Genomic DNA, 19,159 nt, shown 5'->3' on the forward strand with positions numbered 1-19,159 from the left:
GCCGGGCATGGGGCAGCCGGGCATGGGCCGGCCGGGCATGCCGCAGCCGGGCATGCCGATGGGGCAGCCGGGCATGCCGCCGGGGCCGGGGTACGGGCCGCCGAAGCGGTCCAGCTCGGCCGGGCCGATCATCGCGATCGGCTGCGGCGCGCTGGCGCTGATCGTGATCCTGGTGGTCGTGGTGCTGGCGATCATCGGCGCCAACACCGAGGACGACCCGGATCCGTACGACCTGCCGACGCCGACGCGGACCTACACGCCGCCGGACGACGACACCCCGACGCCGCGCGCGACGGGCGGGCTGGTCGGCAACTTCACCGGGGACGGGAACCAGCCCGGCGCCGGCAGCGGGCACGAGGAGTTCGAGGCGAAGTTCTCCCTGATCTACTCGACCGGCGTCGCGACGTACACCTACCCGTCCGGGGCGCAGGACAAGTGCTACACGCGGCTGTCGCTGCTGTCGTCCGAGGACGACAAGGTGGAGTACCGGGAGACGCCGATGGCGGGAATGGACGAGAAGGAGTGCGCCTCCGGGTACGTCACCTTCATCCCGTCCGCGTCGGGCGCGACGATGCGGTGGGAGTGGCGGCAGAGCCGGACCGCCACGAGCCCCGCCGCGTACGGGACCGTGTCGAAGTCCTGAGCCCCTCACCCGGACAGCCGGACGCCCCGCCAGCCTCGTCGAGGCGGGCGGGGCGTTCCGCGTTCAGGGGGCGTCGGCGGGCGGGAGGCGGACGGTGACGATCAGCCCGCCGCCCGGGCGGGGCGCCGCGTAGACGGCGCCGCGGTGCGCGAGCACCACCGAGCGGACGATCGACAGGCCGAGGCCCGCGCCCTTGGACGACTCGACGCGGTCGGCGTTCAGCCGCCGGAACGGCTCGAACAGCCGCTCCACCTCATAGGCGGGCACCACGGGACCGGTGTTCTCGACCTGGACGGTGGCGTAGCCGTCGAGCATGCCGGTGCGGATCCACAGCTCGCCGCCCTCCGCCTCGTTGTGCTTGACCGCGTTCTCCACGAGGTTCGACACGAGGTGCTCCAGCAGCACCGGGTCGCCGAGCGCCGTCCCCTGCGTCAGCTCCGGGTGGACGGCCACGTCGTTGTCGTGCCCGCGGCGGGACGACTGCTCCAGCACCGTCGCCGCCACCTCGGCCATGTCGACCGGGGTGCGGGCGGTCAGCTCGCGCTCGCTGCGGGCGAGCAGCAGCAGGCCCTCGATGAGCCGCTCGTGCCGGGCGTTGGTCGCGAGCAGCGTCCGGCCTACCGTGCGCAGGTCGTCCGACACCTCGGGGTCGCCGAGCGCGACCTCCAGCAGCGTCCGGTTGATCGCGAGCGGGGTGCGCAGCTCGTGCGAGGCGTTCGCGACGAACCGGCGCTGCGAGTCGAACGCCTGCCCGAGCCGCTCCAGCATCGCGTCGAAGGTGTCGGCCAGCTCCTTGATCTCGTCGTCCGGGCCCTCCAGCGCGATGCGCTCGTGCAGGGTGCTCTCCGACAGCCGGCGCGCGGTCGTGGTGACCCGCTGCAGCGGGCTGAGCGCCCGGTCGGCGACGAACCAGCCGAGCACCAGCGTGATGACCCCGACGCCGCCGAGCGCGAGCAGCGACCGCCCGACGAGCTGCTTCATCGTCTGCTCGACGAACTGGCGCTGCAGCTCGGCCGACTCCTCCGGGGTGATGCCGAGGCCGATGACCTTGACGTTGCCGAGGATGTTGGCCATCAGGAACGACATCACGAACAGCAGCAGCGCGCCGGCCATGAAGAACAGCAGGCCGTACAGCAGGGTGAGGCGCAGCCGCACGCTCATCCGGCCCGGCAGCGCGGTCAGCGGGCCGCCGTCCCCCCGCCACATGCCCTTCGGCGCCGGGTACGGCTGCGGGAACTGCTGCGGGCCCGGCCGCCGCCACCGGCCGCCGCGCCGGCCGCCGTCGCCGCCCGCGACGGCATTGGGCTGCGTCGCCCGTGCGCCGGTGTCACCGGCCCCGGGACCCGCCGCGGACGCGCCCGCCTCGTCCGGTCCGGGCTGCGGTGCCGTCACAGCCGGTACCCCACGCCGGGCACGGTCTCGATCACCGGCGGGTCGCCGAGCTTCTTGCGCAGCGTCATCATCGTCACCCGGACGACGTTGGTGAACGGGTCGATGTGCTCGTCCCACGCCTTCTCCAGCAGCTGCTCGGAGCTGACGACGGCGCCGTCCGCGCTGAGCAGCACCTCCAGGACCGCGAACTCCTTGCGGGTCAGCTCGACCGGGCGGCCGTCCCGCGCGACCTCGCGGCGGGCCGGGTCCAGGGTGATCCCGGCGCGCTCCAGGACGGGCGGCAGCGGCGCGGCGGCGCGCCGGCCGAGCGCCCGCACCCGGGCGATCAGCTCGGCGAACGCGAACGGCTTGGCCAGGTAGTCGTCGGCGCCGATGGACAGGCCCTCGACCCGGTCGTCCAGCTCGCCGGCCGCGGTCAGCATGATGATCCGCGCCGGGTAGCGCTGCGCGACGAGCTGCTTGCAGACGTCGTCGCCGTGCACCTTCGGCAGGTCGCGGTCGAGCACGATCACGTCGTACTCGTTGACGCCGGCCCGCTCCAGCGCGCCCGCGCCGTCGTAGGCCACGTCCACGGCCAGCGTCTCCCTGCGCAGGCCGGTGGCGATCGCGTCGGCGAGCACCCGCTCGTCTTCGACGACTAGAACACGCACAGGGTCCCCCTCCTGGTCGGGCGCGGCGGCCCTCGGCTCTCAGATATGCCACGGGCGCCGTAAGACGCTCGTAAACGGGCGTTCAGCTCGGCGTACGCCGCGCGGTGACCGTGCGGACGCAAGAATCCGCGAAAATTGCATCCGCCAACAGGTTTGCTTTCAGCTTAGGTCTGGGTAGGGCATGGAAACGATCCGGGAGGAGGCCCATGGGCGAGCTGTCACGCATGATCCAGCAGCGGCTCGATGACGCGTACGCGTCGCTGCGCACCGCCCACGCAGAGGGCGACACCTACCTGGCGGACATCCGTCAGGAGGAGATCAGCGAACTGCGCCGGATCGCAGCGAACAACGACATCGGCGTCGAACCACCCCGCTGCGATTGACCCGCCACGTTTCACAGGGCGCGACCGTGGGCGAGGAGCCCGGGACCATCCGCCGGTCCCGGGCTCCTCGTCGTCCGGGCCATCTCGTCGTGCGGGCATCTCGTCGCGTGGGGTCGCGCCGCCGCTCAGTCGCGCGTGGGATCGAGCGGCGCCAGGAGGGCGTGCAGGGCCTCGAACGTGCCCGGCCCGGCCGCCACGGTCAGCTCAGGGCTCGCGGGCGCCCCGTCCAGGCCCTCGACACGTCCGCCCGCCTCCTGGACGATCAGCGCGCCGGCGGCGATGTCCCACGCCTGGACGCCGCGCTCGTAGTAGGCGTCGACCCGTCCCGCCGCGAGGGAGCACAGGTCCACGCAGCAGGAGCCGCCGCGGCGGATGTCGCGGACGTTCGGCAGCACGCCGGTGAGGACCTGCGCCTGCCGGGCGCGCCGCCCCGCGTCGTAGCCGAACCCCGTGGCGACGAGGGCCTTGCCGAGCGGCACCTGCGCGTTCACGTGCAGTTCGCGGATGCCGGACGCGGTGTGCAGGAGCGCACCGCCGCCCCGCACCGCCGTGTACGACTCGCCGCGGCGCGGCATCTCCACCGCGCCGGCGACGGCCTCGCCGTCCACCTCGGCGGCGATGCTGACCGCCCAGTCGGGCAGGTCGTAGAGGTAGTTGACGGTGCCGTCGATCGGATCGACCACCCACCGGACGCCGCTGCCCCCGGCGCGGGTGCCGCCCTCCTCGCCGAGGAACGCGTCGTCGGGGCGCGCCGCCCGGATCCGCTCGATGATCAGCTGCTCGGCGGCGCGGTCCATCTGGGTGACGACGTCGGTCGGGGACGACTTGGTCTGCACGACGTCCGGACCGCCGGCGGGACGCTCGTCGACCAGCATCCGGCCGGCCTCGCGCGCGGTCGCGGCGGCGAGTTCCAGCAGATCGTCGGCCAGGCTCATTGTTCTCCCAGGAGGTGGCGGGGCAGGGCGGCGAAGCGCGGGTCGGTGCCGGGGGTGGCGGCGCGGGCGTACGCGAGCCCGAGTTCGGCGGCCCGCTGGGCGGCCTCCACGTCGAGGTCGTACTTGACCTCCATGTGGTCGGAGACGAACCCGATCGGCACGACGGCGACGGCGCGGACGCCCTCGCCGTGGAGCTTCTCCAGGTGGTCGGTGATCTGCGGCTCCAGCCACGGCTGGCTCGGCGGCCCGCTCCGGCTCTGGTAGACGAGATCCCACGGTGCGCCTGGGGCCGCCCCGTCGGCGACCGTCCGCGCGGCCTGCTTCAGCTCGGCGACGTACAGCTCCTGGTTGGGCTGGGACAGGGGGACGCTGTGCGCGGTGAAGACCAGGCGTGCGCCTTCTGGGAGGCGGCTCAGGGCGTCCTTGGCGGCGTCCACGAACGGGTCGATGAAGCCGGGCCTGTCGCAATAGACGGGGAGCTTGTCGATCTCAGGGGCGTCCGGGACCTCTTCACGCGCGCGCGCAATGTCGTTGAGGTACTGGTCGTTCGTGGAGTAGCCGCTGTAGGCGGACGTCACGAACGCCGCCGCACGCCGGATCCCGTCGGCCTTCATCTGCCGGACGGTGTCGGCAAGGTAGGGAGTCCAGTTCCGGTTGCCCCAGTAGACCGGCAGGTCCACGCCGTGGGCCGTGAAGTCGGCCTCGATCGCGGCCTTGAGGTCCCGGCACAACTGGTTGATCGGGCTGACCCCGCCGAACAGGTAGTAGTGCTCCCCCACCTCTTCCAGGCGCTCCCTGGGGATGTTCCGGCCGCGGGTCACGTTCTCCAGGAACGGGATCACGTCCTCGGGCCCCTCCGGTCCGCCGAAGGACAGCAGAAGCAACGCGTCGTACGACCTCATGCCTCCATCCAACCAGCCGCCGCCGGATGCCCGGTTCGGGGTCAGTCGTACTTGGCCGCGTACGCCTTGGCGAGGTTGAGGACCTTCTGGACGTACCAGTCGGCGTGGTTGTAGTGCCACACCGCGTTGTAGAGCTGCTTGCCGCCGCGTCCCGCACCGTTCGCGCACAGGTACTTGGCCGCGCCCGGGATGGCGTCGAAGGGATTCATGATGTCGGCCTTGCCGTCGTTGTCGCCGTCCACCCCGTACGCCTTCCACGTCGCGGGCATGAACTGCATCGGGCCGAGCGCGCCCGCGCTGGACGGGCCGGTGTTGCGGCCGTGGTCGCTCTCCACCTGGCCGATGGCGGCGAGGACCGTCCAGGACAGGCCGGGGCAGGTCGTGGCCGCCTGCTTGTACAGGTCCAGGTAGCTGGCCGAGCGGCCGCCACCGGACGACTGGTACTTGCTCTCGTGCAGGTTGAGCACGTTCGTGCCGGGGCCGAGCACCTTGGTGACGGCCTTGACGACCTTGGCCGGGCTCACCCCGGGCGCGTTGACCAGGACCGCCACGTTCGGGACGAGCCCCATCTCCTCACCGGACTTCTTGCTGACGAGCATGTCGATGCCGGGTAGGCCGAGGGCGCCCGAGCCGCCCATCGTGAGCTTCGGCATCGTCCGCGCGACCACCGGGTACTGGTAGCCCCTGGTGAGCTGCAGCTGCTCGGCGGCGGCCGGGGACACCACGAACTGGTTCGCGGCCAGCGCCTCCCACAGCTCGGTCTTCTTGGCCGTGCCGGGCGGCGTCCAGGACCGGAACGCGGACGGGTCCACGGCGAACGCGTTCACCTGGCGGCCCTGGAGCTGGACGGCGCCGCCCGCGACCGCCGCCACGTCCTTGACCCGGCTCATCTTCGCGATCCGCTTGATCTTGGCGGCGGAGATCGAGCCGCCGCCGACGGCGAGCACGTCCGGCGGCACGACCCGGCGCAGCGGCGCGACCTGGCCGCCGGTGGCCACGTTGACCGGGTCGCCGGCGGTCGGCGGCGCCTCCTCCGGCGTGTCGGACGCCGCGGGCTCCGCCTTCTTCTCCGTGGTCAGCGCCGCGTAGACGCCGCCGGAGGTGCTCGCGATGGCGAGAACGGCGATGCCGCCGATGAGGAACGGCAGCGCCCGGCCGCGCCTCGCCGGGCCCCGGCCCTTGCGCGGATCGCGCCGCTTCTTCTCCGGCTTGGGCCGCGGCGGGCGGGCGGCGGGCGCCTCACCATCGCCGGACGTCTCCGCGACGGGGCCGGTGCGTGATGCTGATGGAGAAGCCACAACATTTCCCAACGAGTCTCGCTACGGACGGTTACCCAGCCGTGGTTACGGGATCGTACGTTATCGCCGGTTCCCTACCCGGTCCCGGCCCCTAAACATGAACTTTCCTCACAACCGCCAGCCGAGTAGAGTCGCCGCATGTCCCCCGAGAACCCCCGAAAATGGCAGAACTGGGCGGGAAACCAGCAGGCCACACCGCACCGCGCCGTGACGCCGCGCACCGCCGACGAGGTCGCCGCGGCGGTGCGGTCGGCCGCCGGCGAGGGCCGCACCGTCCGCATGGTCGGCACCGGGCACTCCTTCACCGGTGCCGCCGTCGCCGAGGGCGTCCTGCTGCGTCCCACAGCGCTCACCGCCGTCCGTTCGGTCGACACCGCCACCGGGCTCGTCACCGTTGAGGCGGGGCTGCCGATGCACGCGCTGAACCGCATCCTGGACGAGCACGGTCTCGCGCTGGCCAACATGGGCGATATCCAGGAGCAAACGGTCGCCGGTGCCCTGCAGACCGCCACGCACGGCACGGGACGCGACGCCGCCGGGCTCGTCTCCCAGGTCGCCGCGCTCGAACTCGTCCTCGCCGACGGCACCACCGTGACGTGCTCGCGCGAGGAGCGTCCCGACCTGTTCGACGCCGCACGCGCGGGTCTCGGCGCGCTCGGCATCGTCACCGCCGTCACCTGGCGGACCGTCCCGTCGTTCGTCCTGCGCGCGCAGGAGCAACCGATGAAATGGGACGAGGTGCTCGCGCGCGTGGACGAGTTCGACGCCGCCAACGAGCACTTCGAGTTCTACTGGTTCCCGCACACCGAGGGCTGCCTGACCAAGCGCAACAACCGCGTCGAAGGCCCCGCCGAACCGGTGTCCAAGTTCCGGTACTGGCTCGACGACCAGTTCCTGTCGAACACGGTCTTCGGCGTCGTGAACAAGGTCACGCACATGGCGCCCGCCACGACGCCGTTCGTGAACAAGGTCTCCGCCAAGGCGCTCGGGGCCCGCACTTACAGCGACACGTCCTACAAGGTCTTCACCAGCCCGCGGACGGTCCGATTCAAGGAGCAGGAGTACGCGATCCCGCGCGAGGAGCTCGTCCCAGCGCTGCGTGAGCTTCGCTCCCTGTTCGTCAAGCGGGACTGGCGGATCAGCTTCCCCATCGAGGTCCGGCTACTCCCGCAGGAGGACGCCTGGCTGTCGATGGCCCACGGACGGAAGAGCGCGTTCATCGCCGTGCACGTCTACCACCGTGACGCGCACGAGGACTACTTCCGCGGTGTCGAGGACCTGCTGACCACGCTCGGCGGACGTCCGCACTGGGGCAAACTCCACACGCGGGACGCGTCCTACCTGGAGAAGGTCTATCCGCGGTTCGGCGACTTCCGTGCCCTGCGCGACGAACTCGACCCAGATCGCCGCTTCGCCAACCCCTACACAAGGCAGGTCTTCGGCGACTAACCGGCCGGGGTCTCCGGAGGCTGCATGCCCTGGCCACCGTCCTGCGGGGCCTCGGGCGGCGCCGGCGTGTTCGGGGCCGTCGGCTCCTGCGTCGGCTGCTGCGTGGGCTCCTGGGTGGGCTGCTCGGTCGGCTGGTCCGTCGGCTGAGGCGCCGGCGTGGTCGGCTCCGTCGTCGGCGTGTCGCCCGTCGGCTCCTGGCTCGGGGTCGTGCCCGGCTGGGTCGGGCCGTCGGACGGGTTCTGCGACGGGGTGTCGCCCGGCTGCCCGCTACCGCCGTCCAGCACGTTGGTGACCGTCAGCCCCCGGTTGCCGCCCCCGCCGATGGGCTCGCCGGTCGCCGCCTCGTAGGCCGTGATCCCGCCGAGGACGATGGCGAACACCGCCGCCGACGACACCGCCAGCTTCACCCAGTGCGCCTTGGCCCACTCGACCGTGCTCTGCCACGCCGTCCGGCGGACGACCTGGCGCACCGCGTCCTCGCCCGCCTCCTCGGCGAGCGTGCCGGCGACCGCGTCCACCGGGTCCAGGCGCGTGGCGTTGGGATCCCCAATGGGATCGAGCCGGGTGACGTTCGGATCGAGCCGCGTCGCGTTCGGATCCCCGGACCACACCACCGTCCGGGTCGGGTCGGCGCTCGTCGCCTCGTCCGCCGCGCCCCCGGCCGCCGCCCGGCGCCGGGCCGCCGTCTGCAGGTGCGACAGCTCCTTGATCTGGTCCCGGCCCTGGTCGAGGTAGTGCTTGCCGACCGCCGACCCGGCCGTCGAGATCACGCTCATCAGCGCCGCGCCGATGATCGTCCCGTACACGCCCAGATAGGACGCGCCGAACGCGGCGGCCGCCGTCGCCGCCGCACTCGCGATCAGCTGCGTCGTACTGACGTCCGGCAGCTTGCACGGCATCCTCTCGCTCACCCCTGTCCCCCGCCACCGATCAATCGGGCCCTTATCCCCCTGATCAACAACGCAGCGGGAAGATCTGCGTGTTCCTGCCCAGAACGTGACTCTCACAACGTCCCCCACTGGAACCGGACGGGCCCGTCAGGCACAGTGTGGAAAAGGATGCACAAGAATCGGGCATGGCGCCCCCTCGCGGGTCGTGGCGCGGGCAAGCTTGGTCAGGTGCCCTCTTCGACCTCGTGAAGGGGGCTTCGAGAGCGGCGATGTTCGGACATGCCGGGTACGGTGCTGGCAGCAGGTGTGTCCGGAAGAGAGACTCGGGAACCCGGGGGAAAGGGCACGCATGCGCCCTCGGTGGGCATCGGACGGCCGGCCGTGAGAGCACGGCCGCGCGGTCCGGCGTCCTCCGTGCCATCAAGACAGGGCAGGAAGGACACGCATGCAGGAGCTGCGCCTCGTCGCGGTCAGCGAGGACGGTACGTACCTCGTCCTGGCCACCGCGGGCCGAGGCACCCGGTTCACCCTGCCCGTCGACGACCGGCTCCGCGCAGCGGTCCGTGGGCACTTCTCCCGCCTCGGCCAGTTCGAGATCGAAGTGGAGAGTCCCTTGCGCCCCAAGGAGATCCAGGCCCGCATCCGATCCGGTGAGACCGCTGAGGAGATCGCCGAATCGGCGGGCATCCCGGTCGAGCGCGTCCGCTGGTTCGAGGGGCCGGTCCTGCAGGAACGCGAGTACATGGCCCAGCAGGCGCAGCGCGTCTCCGTCCGCCGCCCCGGCGAGTCCACCCCGGGCCCGCCGCTCGGCGAGACCGTCGAGGAGCGCCTCGGCCGCGGCGGCGTCGACCTGGAAGAGTCCGAGTGGGACTCCTGGAAGTGCGAGGACGGCACCTGGCGCGTCCGGCTGTCCTTCTTCGAGGGCGGCCGCCCGCACGCCGCCGAGTGGACCTTCGACCCGCGCCGCCGGCACGTCTCCCCGCTGGACGAGATCGCCGCCCGCCTCACCTCCGTCGAGTGGGACGACGACGCCCTCTCCGACACCGTCACCCCGCTCGTCCCGCGCCGCCCCGCGATGAAGGTCGTCGGCAGCGACCGCGATTACCCCACCGAAACCACCCCCCTGCGCGGCGGCCCGCACGACGAACCCCGCGAAAGCACGTTCGGCCTGCGCGACGCCACGGGCGTCCGCCACAGCGGCGACCGCGAGAGCGCGCGGAACGAGCCCACCGCCGCAGACCTGCGCGCCGCGACGCAGCCACCGACCGCCCGGCCGTACAACGAGCGCGAAAACGAGACCGGCACGCCCAGGCGGCACGGCCGCCCGCAGGCACCGAGCGCCCAACCGCGCGACGAGTACGCAAGCGCGCGCAACCCGTCCACCACAAGCGAACTCCGCGCCGGCACCACACGTCACCACGAAAGCGCGCAGAGCGAGACCGCCACGACCGGACGGCACAGCCGCCCGCAGGCCCCGGGCACCCAGTCGCGGGACGAGTACGAAGGCGGCGAAACACCCGAAACCGCGCGTAGTGCATCCCCGGGCGAACTGCGCGACGCGTCTCAACCAACCGACACCACGCGCCTCCGCAACGAAGACGCACAGAGCGACCCCGGCACGGCCGGACGCGGCGAGGCGCAGGCACCGGCCGCGCGGCCGCGCACCGACGATGAAAGCGCACGGGTAGCACCCAGCGCAGCTGAGCTACGCGAACATGAAGCCGCACGCGGCGCGACCGGCGCAGGACAACCGCACGAGCGCGAAAGCGCACCCGGCGCGGCCAGCGCAGGAGAACCGCACGAGCGCGAAACCACACGCGGCCCGGCCGGTACAGGCGAACAGCGCGAAGAGCACCAAACCACACACGGCGCAACCAGCGCAGGTCAACTACGCGAGCGCGAAAGCGCACGCGGCGCAGCCAGCGCAGGTGAACTGCGCGAGGAGCACGAAAGCACACGCGGCGCGACCGGCGCAGGTGAACTGCGTGATGAGCGTGAAGCCGCACGCGGCGCAGCCAGCGCAAGTGAACTGCGTGATGAGCACGAAGCCGCACGCGGCGCGACCCGCGCAGGTGAACTGCGCAAGGAGCACGAAAGCGCCCGCGACGCGTCTCGCGCGGGCGAACTACGCGAGCGCGAAGCCGTACGCGGCGCGGTCGGCGCGGGTGAACTGCGCGAGGAGCACGAAACCGCACGTGGCGCGGTCGGCGCGGGAGAACCGCACGAGCGCGAAAGCGCACGCGGCGCGGCCAGCGCAGGTGAACTGCGTGATGAGCACGAAGCCGCGCGCGGCGTGTCTCGCGTGGGTGAACTGCGCGATGCAGCGCAGCCGACCGGCACCGCGCGTCTCCGCGACGACGAAGGCGCAGAGAGCGAGCCCGGCGCAGCCCGCGGCGAGGCGCAGGCACCGGGCGCGCGGTCGCACGACGAGTACGAACGCGACGAAACTGCGCGCGGCACGGGCGAACTGCGCGACGCGTCTCGGACGGGCGGCACCACGCGTCGTCATGATGAACACGAAAGCGCGCGGAGCGAATCCGCCACCGCCGGGCGGCGCAGCGGGTCGCGTGATGAGGATGAGCACGGCGAAAGCGCGCGCGATGCGGGTGAGCTGGGCGATGTGTCTCAGGCGACCGGTGCCGACGAGCACGAACGTGGTGAAACTGTCAGCGCGGTCGGGGAGCAGGACGACGCGGCCGAGCTGCGGGACGAGCGTGAGGTGACACCGGTCGGCGTCCGGCGGGGTGGTGGCGGCACCGCCCAGTCGACGGAGGACGAGGAGCCGCATGGTGAGTCCGGCGCCTCGTTGCCGGACGAGGAGGCGGGTGCGGCGTCCGGGGACGTCCATGAGGAGGACGCGGGCGCCGAGGAGCGGTCGCGGGCGGCGGCGGCCAAGCCTGCGGCTAAGAAGCCGCCGGCGCCGCGGCAGCCGGCGCGGGCGCCGGCCAAGAAGAAGCCGGCGACCCGTCCCACCATGCCCGCCGCTCAGGACAAGCCGGCCACCGGATCGCCTGCGGCGGCCGCGAACAGCGAGGGCGGGGCGCAGCGGCCGGCGCGGCGGCGCAAGGCCAAGGGCAAGCGCGCCTCCGTCCCGTCCTGGGACGAGATCATGTTCGGCGCCCGTCGTCCCGAGTAGGGGCCAGGAACGGGGTCAGCCATTCGGGGGTGATCGCGGTGGCGAGGGCCACCGCGTCCTCCTCCGCCATGTCCGCCGAGGAGTAGCCGCCGTCGCCCGCGCCGACGGCGGCGAAGAGGGTGGCGAGGCCGAGGCGGCGCTGGAACAGGGTGCGGCGGATGCGCCACCCGACGACGGCGCTGTGCTCGACGACGACCTGGCGGCGGCGCAGCGAGCCCGAGCGGACGGTGAGGCGTTCGCCGTCGGAGGCGTGGCCGAGCTGGCGGTAGCGGTCCAGGCCGAGGGGAACGGCGAGGACGGCCAAGGCCGCGCATGTGTAGGCGACCCAGGGCTGACCTGCGAGGACGGCCAGGGCGGCGACGCCGAGCGGGGGTGCGATGGCGCGGGTCACGCGGCGGCTCCGGGCGGCGGGCGGGTGCGCGATCAAGGGGCCGGGGATGTTCCCGACGACGCGGGCGGACAGGGACTCGGCGACCCGGCGGGGCGCCGCGGGCAGCAGGCGGCCGCGGTGGGCGGCGTCCCCGAGGCCGGTGATGAGGGCGCCGAGGCGGGTCACGCCCGCGAGGCGTTCGAACGGGTTGTCGGTGAGTTCGACGCCGCGCAGCCGGCGGCGTTCGAGGGAGACGCTGCGGCGGGTGAGCAGGCCGCGTTCGGCGACGACGGAGCCGTCCCGCTCGTGGACGGTGAAGTCCCAGTTGAAGAGCGTGAAGGCGATCACCGACATGACCGGCATGGCGACCAGCACCAGGATGATCAGGGCGAGGACGAGGGCGGTGGAGAGGCCGACGACGTCGTGGCCGAAGTCCTCCACGCGCTCCCGGGTGATCAGGCCCAGGTCGTCGCCGAGGTTGTAGAGGGTGCCGAGGAGGCTGCCCGCGACCGCGAACGGGGTCAGCAGGTAGGCGCCGCTGAGCGGGGCGTACACGTACCAGCGGCGGCGCATGCGGGCGAGGACGCGGCGGGGCGGGGCCTCGGCGTCCCTGGTCAGCAGGACGCGGCGGAGCCGTTCGGCCTCGCGCAGGGAGACCGCGTTGAGTTCGCCCTCGCCGCCGTCCGCCCCCGCGTCGATGTGGACGATCGCCAGGCCGAGCAGCCGGTGCGGAAGGTTCGCGCTGATGTCGACACCGCGGATGCGGTCGCGCGGGATGCTCTTGACCGACCGTCCTATGAGGGCGCGCCGTAGCTCGATGCGGTCGTCGTGCAGGACGTACGTGAACGTCATCCAGTTGGCGATGTGGAACAGCAGCCCCAGCGCGAGACCGACCAGCGTGAAGTAGAACGCCGTGGACATGCCGCCGACCAACAGGCCGGTCGCTCCGGCGGCGATGAGGGCGACCAGTTCACGGACGGCGCCGACGACGAACGTGAGCGGATGCAGCCGCACGTTCACGTCGCGTCGTCGCGGAGGTCGTGCGCGCGGTGCGCCAGATCCTTGGCCAGGCGGGTCGCCACGTCCACGGGGAGCCCGGTCACCTCCGACGAGCCGGTGTGGGAGGCCGTGTTGACCTCGATGGTGGCGAGCCCCAGCATCCGTTCGATCCACCCCTGTTTGCTGTCGACGGTCTGGATGCGTCCGACGGGCACGAGAAGCCATTCGCGGCTGAACCAGCCCGTGCGGGTGTAGACGACGTCGGCGCTGACCTCCCAGCGGTGGACGCGGTAACGCCAGACGGGCGCGACGGTCACCATGAGAAGGCCGGCGGCGCCGATGATGTAGGGCAGCCAGCCGACGCGGCCCGACACCCAGCCGGGCAGTGCGTCCCAGTCGGAGTCGCCGACCCAGGCCGCCACGCCCAGGGCGAGCCCGAACGCGAGCCCCCACAGCAGCAGGTACTCGATCGCCCAGTGCGCGATCGCGCGGGCCGAGACCCGGTGTTCGGGCGGCCGCAGCCGCGGCGGGTGCGGCCCCCCGCCGTCCTCCTGGTGACCGCGCCGCACCGTCGTCACACCGCGAGTTTAGAACGCCGGAGGCGCCCTCCAGTCGCTTCGTTCGCCGCGAACGCCGGAATCGGCGGCACGATCGCGGCGTTGGCAGCGTTTTGTCAGTGGCGAGTGCGATGTTGTGAGCGCGACTCGCGCAACTGGCCGAGCTTGGCAGGGGCGGCGGAAAAACCGAATGCGCACCACCCCGGACAACGCATATTTTGGCTGGTCCCCCGGTCGGAGGGGCCCAGACGTCCGGCAGACGAACACCTAGGAGATCACATGACCTACGCGATCCAGGCCGAGGGCTTGGAGAAGCGGTTCGGTGAGACCCGGGCGCTGGCCGGCGTCTCGCTCACCGCGGAACCCGGAACGGTCCTCGGCGTGCTGGGGCCGAACGGCGCCGGCAAGACGACCATGACCCGCATCCTCGCCACGCTGATCGAGCCGACCGCCGGGAACGCCCGGGTCGGCGGGTTCGACGTGGTGAAGGACGCGCACAAGGTGCGGCAGCTCATCGGCCTGACCGGCCAGTACGCCGGGGTGGACGAGATGCTGACCGGCACCGAGAACCTCGTCCTGATCGGGCGGCTGCTCGGCATCTCCCGGAAGGCGTCCAAGTCGCGCGCCGCCGAACTGCTGGACCGGTTCCAGCTCACCGAGGCCGCCGAGCGCGCGGCGAAGACGTACTCGGGCGGGATGCGCCGCCGGCTCGACCTCGCGGCGAGCCTGGTCGGACGCCCGCAGATCCTCTTCCTGGACGAGCCGACCACGGGCCTCGACCCGCGCAGCCGGAACGGCCTGTGGGACATGGTCCGCGGCCTCACCGACGACGGCGTCACCGTCCTGCTCACCACGCAGTACCTGGAGGAGGCCGACCAGCTGGCCGACGACATCATCGTGATCGACCGCGGCGAGGCGATCGCGCACGGCACGTCCGACACGCTGAAGGCGCAGGTCGGCGGGCAGGTGCTGGAGGTGCGCCCGGTCGATGCGCCGGACGGCGACACCGTGGCGAAGATCGTCGCGGAGCTGGCCGACGCCGTCCCCGACGTGCGCGACGGCCTGATCAGCGCGCCGATCACCGACCCGCAGATCATGCCCGCGGTGGTCCGCCGCCTCGACGACGCCGGCGTCGCCGTCGGCGAGCTGTCGCTCCGCAAGTCCAGCCTGGACGAGGTGTTCTTCGCCCTCACCGGCCACCACACCGACGATATCGACGCCGAGGCCGGCGAGCTCGCCCAGTCGGCCGACAAGGAGGGGGCGTCCGCATGACCACCGCGTCACTCGCGCCGCAGAACCTGTCCAAACGGGTCGCGCCCGGCACCGCCCTGCGCAACACGGCCACGCTGGCCTGGCGCAACCTCGTCCAGATCAAGCACAACCCGATGGAGCTGCTGGACCTGTCCATCCAGCCCATCATGTTCGTGCTGCTGTTCGCCTACGTGTTCGGCCCGCCGATGGAGGGCAGCGTCCAGGCATACCTCCCCATCGTGATCCCCGGCATCATCGCGCAGAACGCCCTGTTCGCCGGGATGAGCACCGGTTTCGGGCTGAACACCGACATCACCAAGGGCGTGTTCGACCGGTTCCGGAGCCTGCCGATCGCGCGCAGCGCCCCGCTCGCCGGGCGGATCATCGCCGACACCGCCAAGCAGGCGTGGTCGATGGTCATCCTCCTGCTGGTCGGCTTCGGCATCGGCTTCCGCGTCGAGACGAACGTGCTCGCGCTGTTCACCGCGTTCCTGCTCCTGCTGAGCTTCGCGATCCTGTTCTCCTGGACGTCGGTCTACATCGCGATGAAGGTCAACGAGCCGGAGAAGGTGCAGATCTTCGGGTTCGTGGTGATCTTCCCGCTGAGCTTCCTCAGCACCGCGTTCATCAAGTCGACCGAGGGCATCCCCGGCCCGGTGGCCTACGTCATGGACAACAGCCCGGTGACGCACCTGGTCGAGGCCATGCGCGGCCTGCTCGTGGGCGGTCCCGTCCTCGAACACTCCCTGATCGCCCTGGCCTGGGGCGTCGGCATCTCCCTGGTCTTCGCCCCGCTCTCCCTGCGCGCCTTCAAGCAGCGCGCATGATCGTGTAGGGGAGCCCCCGGAACCCTGATTCCGAGTCGGCCGATCCCCGCCACGGTGCTCATCGCGGCGGGGACGGCGCGGAGACGGCGCGGGGACGGCGCGGAGGCGGTCCGGAGACGCGGCTGCGCTTCGCTGCCTCGTGAACCGATCCTCCGAGCTTGGAGCAGGGCATGAAACCGATCAGAGTTCTCGGGGTGGTGCTGGCGTCCGGGGCCGCGCTGGCGGCCGTGAACCCGCCCGCCGCGGCCGAGACGCCGGGGCCGGGCGCGGCATCCGCGCCATCCGCGCAGTCCGCGGCGGTCGCCGATCCGCGGACCACCGCGACGCCGACCGACCTGGGCGCCATGGCGCGTCCCCCCTGGACCCGGCTGCGCGCGCAGCATTCCAAGAAATGCCTGGAGATCCCGGCCTGGTCGAAGAAGTCCGGGACGCGGGCCGACCAGTACACGTGCGTCAAGCAGGCCAACGAGCAGTGGGCGCTGTGGCTGATCCAGGCGCCGGGGAGCGGGACCGTCCGGCACTACATCTACGCCGTCCAGAACCGCAACAGCGGGCTGTGCCTGACGGTCGAGGGGAAGAAGAACGGCAGCGCCGTCAGGCAGCGGCAGTGCCGCAACAAGAAGTACGGCGACAAGTACTGGCCGCAGCTGTTCTGGTACACGCCCCTGCACCAGCTGATCAGCCAGAGCTCGAAGAAGTGCCTCGACATCGCCGGGGCGTCCAAGCGCAACGGCGCGCTCACCACCGTCTGGACGTGCAAGGCGAGCAAGATGAACCAGCGGTTCTCCAACATCAGTTGAGGCGGCGCTCAGGGCGGTCCGGCCGGGGTGGCCGGACCGTCCGCTTCGCTCGAATCCCGTAGGGCGAAGTCGGTGAGGACGTTGGCGAAGGTCTTGGTCCGGCCGTGGGTGTAGGCGGTGGTGAAGGCTTCTTCGCCCAGCGTCGCGCGGGTCGCGGACTCGATGGCCAGGACGTCCGGTAGAGACAGGTCGCGGGTGCCTCTCAGGGCGTCGGCGGTGCCCAGGAGTTCCGCCGCGCGTCGCGGGTCGCCCATGACGCGGGCGTGTTCGGCGTGGCCTGCCAGGACGTGGGAGACGATCGGGTAGTCGCGGGCTTGGACGGCGCCGCGCAGGGCCTCGTCCAGGCGGGCGGTGGCGGCGTCGAGGGCGCCCATCGCCAGGTCGAGTTGGGCGCGTGCGCAGAGGATCATGGCGCGGAACTGCGCCGGGCCGGGCAAGTTCGCGGTGAGTTCGTCCGCGCGTGACAGGCGGCGCAGGGCTTCGGCGGTGTCGCCTGAGCGGCGGGCGAATTCGCCGAGCTGGTAGTGGAGGGCGGCCGTCTCCTCCGGTGTGGTGGGGACGGCGCCGTGCAGCGCGGTGTGGAGGAGTCGCTCGGCGCGGGCCCGTTCGCCGATGAGGTCCAGTGCGTTCGCCAGCCTCATGTGGACGTGCAGGAGTCCCGCCGTGCCGCCGCCCAGTTCGGCGTCCAGCCGCAGCGCCTCCTCGTAGAGTCCGGCGGCGGCGCGGTGGTCGCCGCGGCGGCCGAGGATCTCCGCCTGGGACGTGAGGGTGAACGACAGGCCCCAGCGGTCGCCGGACTCGCGGAACGCGGTCAGGGCCCGGTCGAAGTCGTCCTCGATCCGGTCGGTCCGGCCGAAGTTCTGGGCGATCTGGCCGCGGATGAAGTACGCCAGGCCGCGCACCCACGGGTCCGGGTCGTCCAGCAGGTTCTCGATGCCCGGGGCCGGCGAGGTGTCCCAGCCGGACGTGTACATCTGGGCGGTTTCGAGCATCAGCCGCAGCACCGGGTGCACGGGCGCGCGGTCGAGCCTGCGGCAGATGTCCTGGGCGCGGGCCAGCCACGCGGAGGCGCGGGCGCCGTCCGGCCGGTTGTCCATGAGGGTCATGGCGCCGAGCGCGAGGGCGCGGGCGGTGAGCTGGTCGTCGGGCACGTCCGGGAGGGCGAGGATCTCCGCCAGGCCGTCGGCGGCGTCGCCGAGCCGCCCCGTCAGGAACCAGTACCAGCCGAGCGCCGCGCAGAACCGGATGCCGAGCCGCGCGTCCCCGGCGGAGATCGTCCAGCGGAGCGCGGCGGACGTGTTGTCGAGCTCCGCGGTCAGGCGGCGCAGCCAGGGCAGCTGGCCGGCGCGGTACAGGTGCGGCTCGGCCTCCTCGGCGAGGCCGACGAAGTACTCGGCATGCGCCCGCCTGGCCGCGGTCTCCGCACCGGACTCGGCGAGGCGTTCGAGGCCGTACGCGCGGATCGTCTCCAGCATCCGGTAGCGGGGCTCGGCACCCGTGATGGTCAGCAGCGACTTGTCGACAAGCGCGGTGAGGACGTCGAGGACGTCGGCGCGGTCCAGGCCGGGCCCGGCGCACACCGCCTCGGCGCTCTCCAGGGTCGCGCCACCGGGGAAGACGGCAAGGCGGCGCCAGAGCGTCCGTTCGGGCTCTTTCAGGAGGTCCCAGCCCCACTCGACGACCGCGCGGAGCGTCCGGTGCCGCGGCATGGCGGTGCGGCTGCCCGCGGTGAGCAGCCGGAACCGGTCGTCCAGCCGGTCGGCGACCTGCGCGGGCGTCATCGCGCGGAGCCGGGCGGCGGCCAACTCGATGGCCAGCGGCATGCCGTCCAGGGCCCGGCACGTCCGGACGACCGGCTCGACGTTGCCCGCGGTGACCGCGAAGCCCGGCGAAACGGCGGCGGCGCGGTCGGCGAACAGCCGGACGGCCGGGTTGGCCATCGCCTCCTCCGGACCTGCGGACGGCGGCGGCGGTGCCAGCGGCTCGACCGGCCACAGCGTCTCCCCGGTGATGCCGAGGGGTTCCCGGCTCGTCGCGAGGATCCGGACGTCCGGGCAGTGCCCCAGGATCGTCCCGGCGAGCCGCGCGGTCGCGTCCAGCAGGTGCTCGCAGTTGTCCAGGACGAGCAGGAGCCGCCGCCCCGCCAGCGCGGAGACGAGCCGGTCAACGGGGTTCGGAGCCGGCGCGGGACCGCCGATCAGCGTCATCTCGCGGAGCCCGAGCGCGGTGATGACGGCCTCCGCGACCTCGGCCGGGTCGGTGACCGGCGCGAGTTCGACCAGCCAGCCCGCGTCGGACGCCCGCTCGGCGGCCTCCAACGCCAGCCGGCTCTTCCCCGAGCCACCGGCCCCGGTCAACGTGACAAGCCGCACCCGCACCAGCAGTTCGTCCACCCGCTCGAGGTCGGCGTCCCGCCCAATAAAACTGGTCAGCCGAGCAGGCAGATTCCCGCTACGCGCAGCCTGCGGCACGGCCACAGGCAGCACCCCAGCGGACGACGACAGCCAGGCAGCGGACGGCAATGCGGCGTCGGACGACAGCGCGACAGCGGAGGGGGTAGACGCGGCGGCAGGTGGCGACGCGGCGAAGGGGGTCGGCGCGGCAACAGACGGCGACATGGCGGCGGGGGGCGTCGCGGCGGAGAGTGGTGGTGCAGTGGACGGCGACGGTGTGGGGG

General features: G+C 72.3%; 15 protein-coding genes and 1 pseudogene. 7 read left to right on the forward strand and 9 right to left on the reverse strand.

All coding sequences use genetic code 11. The annotated features are described in order from the left end of the window. A pseudogene (locus HUX53_RS10870) lies at positions 1 to 643 on the forward strand (serine/threonine protein kinase); the annotation flags it as partial. Between the two features lie 63 nt (positions 644 to 706). On the opposite strand, the gene HUX53_RS10875 reads toward HUX53_RS10870, so the two are convergent. Both HUX53_RS10875 and HUX53_RS10880 read right to left on the reverse strand, forming a co-directional pair. Next, positions 707 to 2,035 (reverse strand): HAMP domain-containing sensor histidine kinase, encoded by a 1,329-nt coding sequence (locus HUX53_RS10875; RefSeq protein ID WP_309237164.1) that lies wholly within the window; start codon positions 2,033 to 2,035, stop codon positions 707 to 709. Continuing rightward, the gene (locus tag HUX53_RS10880) at positions 2,032 to 2,685 is read right to left on the reverse strand and encodes a response regulator transcription factor (protein ID WP_131944530.1); all 654 of its coding nucleotides are present in this window, start codon (positions 2,683 to 2,685) and stop codon (positions 2,032 to 2,034) included. Before HUX53_RS10880 ends, HUX53_RS10875 begins: the two co-directional genes overlap by 4 nt. A gap of 206 nt (positions 2,686 to 2,891) precedes the next feature. Here HUX53_RS10880 and HUX53_RS10885 point away from each other — a divergent pair, with 206 nt between their 5' ends. Further along, positions 2,892 to 3,068: a hypothetical protein gene (locus tag HUX53_RS10885; RefSeq protein ID WP_168444606.1), complete on the forward strand. Its 177-nt coding sequence runs from the start codon at positions 2,892 to 2,894 to the stop codon at positions 3,066 to 3,068. A gap of 125 nt (positions 3,069 to 3,193) precedes the next feature. On the opposite strand, the gene HUX53_RS10890 is transcribed toward HUX53_RS10885, so the two are convergent. Genes HUX53_RS10890 through HUX53_RS10900 form a run of 3 tightly spaced genes read right to left on the reverse strand, consistent with a single transcriptional unit; the run spans position 3,194 to position 6,203 of the window. Continuing rightward, positions 3,194 to 4,003, reverse strand: a complete 810-nt coding sequence (locus HUX53_RS10890) for an inositol monophosphatase family protein (protein WP_176403039.1) — start codon at positions 4,001 to 4,003, stop codon at positions 3,194 to 3,196. After that, on the reverse strand, positions 4,000 to 4,905 hold the full coding sequence (locus HUX53_RS10895) for a ferrochelatase (RefSeq protein WP_176403040.1): 906 nt from the start codon (positions 4,903 to 4,905) through the stop codon (positions 4,000 to 4,002). The genes HUX53_RS10890 and HUX53_RS10895 overlap by 4 nt, the downstream gene beginning before the upstream one ends. A gap of 41 nt (positions 4,906 to 4,946) precedes the next feature. Further along, positions 4,947 to 6,203, reverse strand: a complete 1,257-nt coding sequence (locus HUX53_RS10900) for a lytic transglycosylase domain-containing protein (protein WP_176403041.1) — start codon at positions 6,201 to 6,203, stop codon at positions 4,947 to 4,949. Between the two features lie 138 nt (positions 6,204 to 6,341). On the opposite strand from HUX53_RS10900, the gene HUX53_RS10905 reads away from it, so the two are divergent. Beyond that, positions 6,342 to 7,652, forward strand: a complete 1,311-nt coding sequence (locus HUX53_RS10905) for a D-arabinono-1,4-lactone oxidase (RefSeq protein ID WP_176403042.1) — start codon at positions 6,342 to 6,344, stop codon at positions 7,650 to 7,652. Here HUX53_RS10905 and HUX53_RS10910 read toward each other — a convergent pair. Then, entirely contained in the window at positions 7,649 to 8,563 is a 915-nt protein-coding gene (locus HUX53_RS10910; protein WP_176403043.1) for a hypothetical protein, read from the reverse strand. The genes HUX53_RS10905 and HUX53_RS10910 overlap by 4 nt on opposite strands. Positions 8,564 to 8,987: 424 nt before the next feature. Between HUX53_RS10910 and sepH the strand changes: the two genes are divergently transcribed. After that, complete coding sequence (gene sepH / locus HUX53_RS40950) at positions 8,988 to 11,678, forward strand: septation protein SepH (RefSeq protein WP_255205134.1); 2,691 nt, start codon at positions 8,988 to 8,990, stop codon at positions 11,676 to 11,678. On the opposite strand, the gene HUX53_RS10935 is transcribed toward sepH, so the two are convergent. Together HUX53_RS10935 and HUX53_RS10940 are read right to left on the reverse strand one after the other, a co-directional pair. Continuing rightward, positions 11,650 to 13,068 carry a PH domain-containing protein gene (locus HUX53_RS10935; protein WP_309237165.1) on the reverse strand — a complete coding sequence of 473 codons (1,419 nt, stop codon included), beginning with the start codon at positions 13,066 to 13,068 and terminating at the stop codon, positions 11,650 to 11,652. The two genes, sepH and HUX53_RS10935, sit on opposite strands and share 29 nt — an antisense overlap. After that, on the reverse strand, positions 13,065 to 13,625 hold the full coding sequence (locus tag HUX53_RS10940) for a PH domain-containing protein (protein WP_309237166.1): 561 nt from the start codon (positions 13,623 to 13,625) through the stop codon (positions 13,065 to 13,067). Before HUX53_RS10940 ends, HUX53_RS10935 begins: the two co-directional genes overlap by 4 nt. Before the next feature lie 258 nt (positions 13,626 to 13,883). Between HUX53_RS10940 and HUX53_RS10945 the strand changes: the two genes are divergently transcribed. From HUX53_RS10945 to HUX53_RS10955, 3 genes are all read left to right on the forward strand, one after another. After that, positions 13,884 to 14,876, forward strand: coding sequence for an ATP-binding cassette domain-containing protein (locus HUX53_RS10945; RefSeq protein ID WP_176403047.1), 993 nt, complete (start codon positions 13,884 to 13,886; stop codon positions 14,874 to 14,876). Continuing rightward, entirely contained in the window at positions 14,873 to 15,682 is an 810-nt protein-coding gene (locus HUX53_RS10950) for an ABC transporter permease (RefSeq protein ID WP_176403048.1), read from the forward strand. The genes HUX53_RS10945 and HUX53_RS10950 overlap by 4 nt, the downstream gene beginning before the upstream one ends. Before the next feature lie 170 nt (positions 15,683 to 15,852). After that, a complete protein-coding gene (locus HUX53_RS10955) occupies positions 15,853 to 16,482 on the forward strand; it encodes an RICIN domain-containing protein (protein WP_176403049.1) in 630 nt (209 codons plus the stop codon). Between the two features lie 8 nt (positions 16,483 to 16,490). On the opposite strand, the gene HUX53_RS10960 is transcribed toward HUX53_RS10955, so the two are convergent. Continuing rightward, positions 16,491 to 19,159 (reverse strand): AAA family ATPase (locus tag HUX53_RS10960; protein ID WP_176403050.1); only part of this gene is annotated, 2,669 nt, incomplete at its 5' end.

Origin of the sequence: Actinomadura sp. BRA 177 (genome assembly GCF_013372625.1) — a bacterium.
Classification (GTDB): domain Bacteria; phylum Actinomycetota; class Actinomycetes; order Streptosporangiales; family Streptosporangiaceae; genus Spirillospora.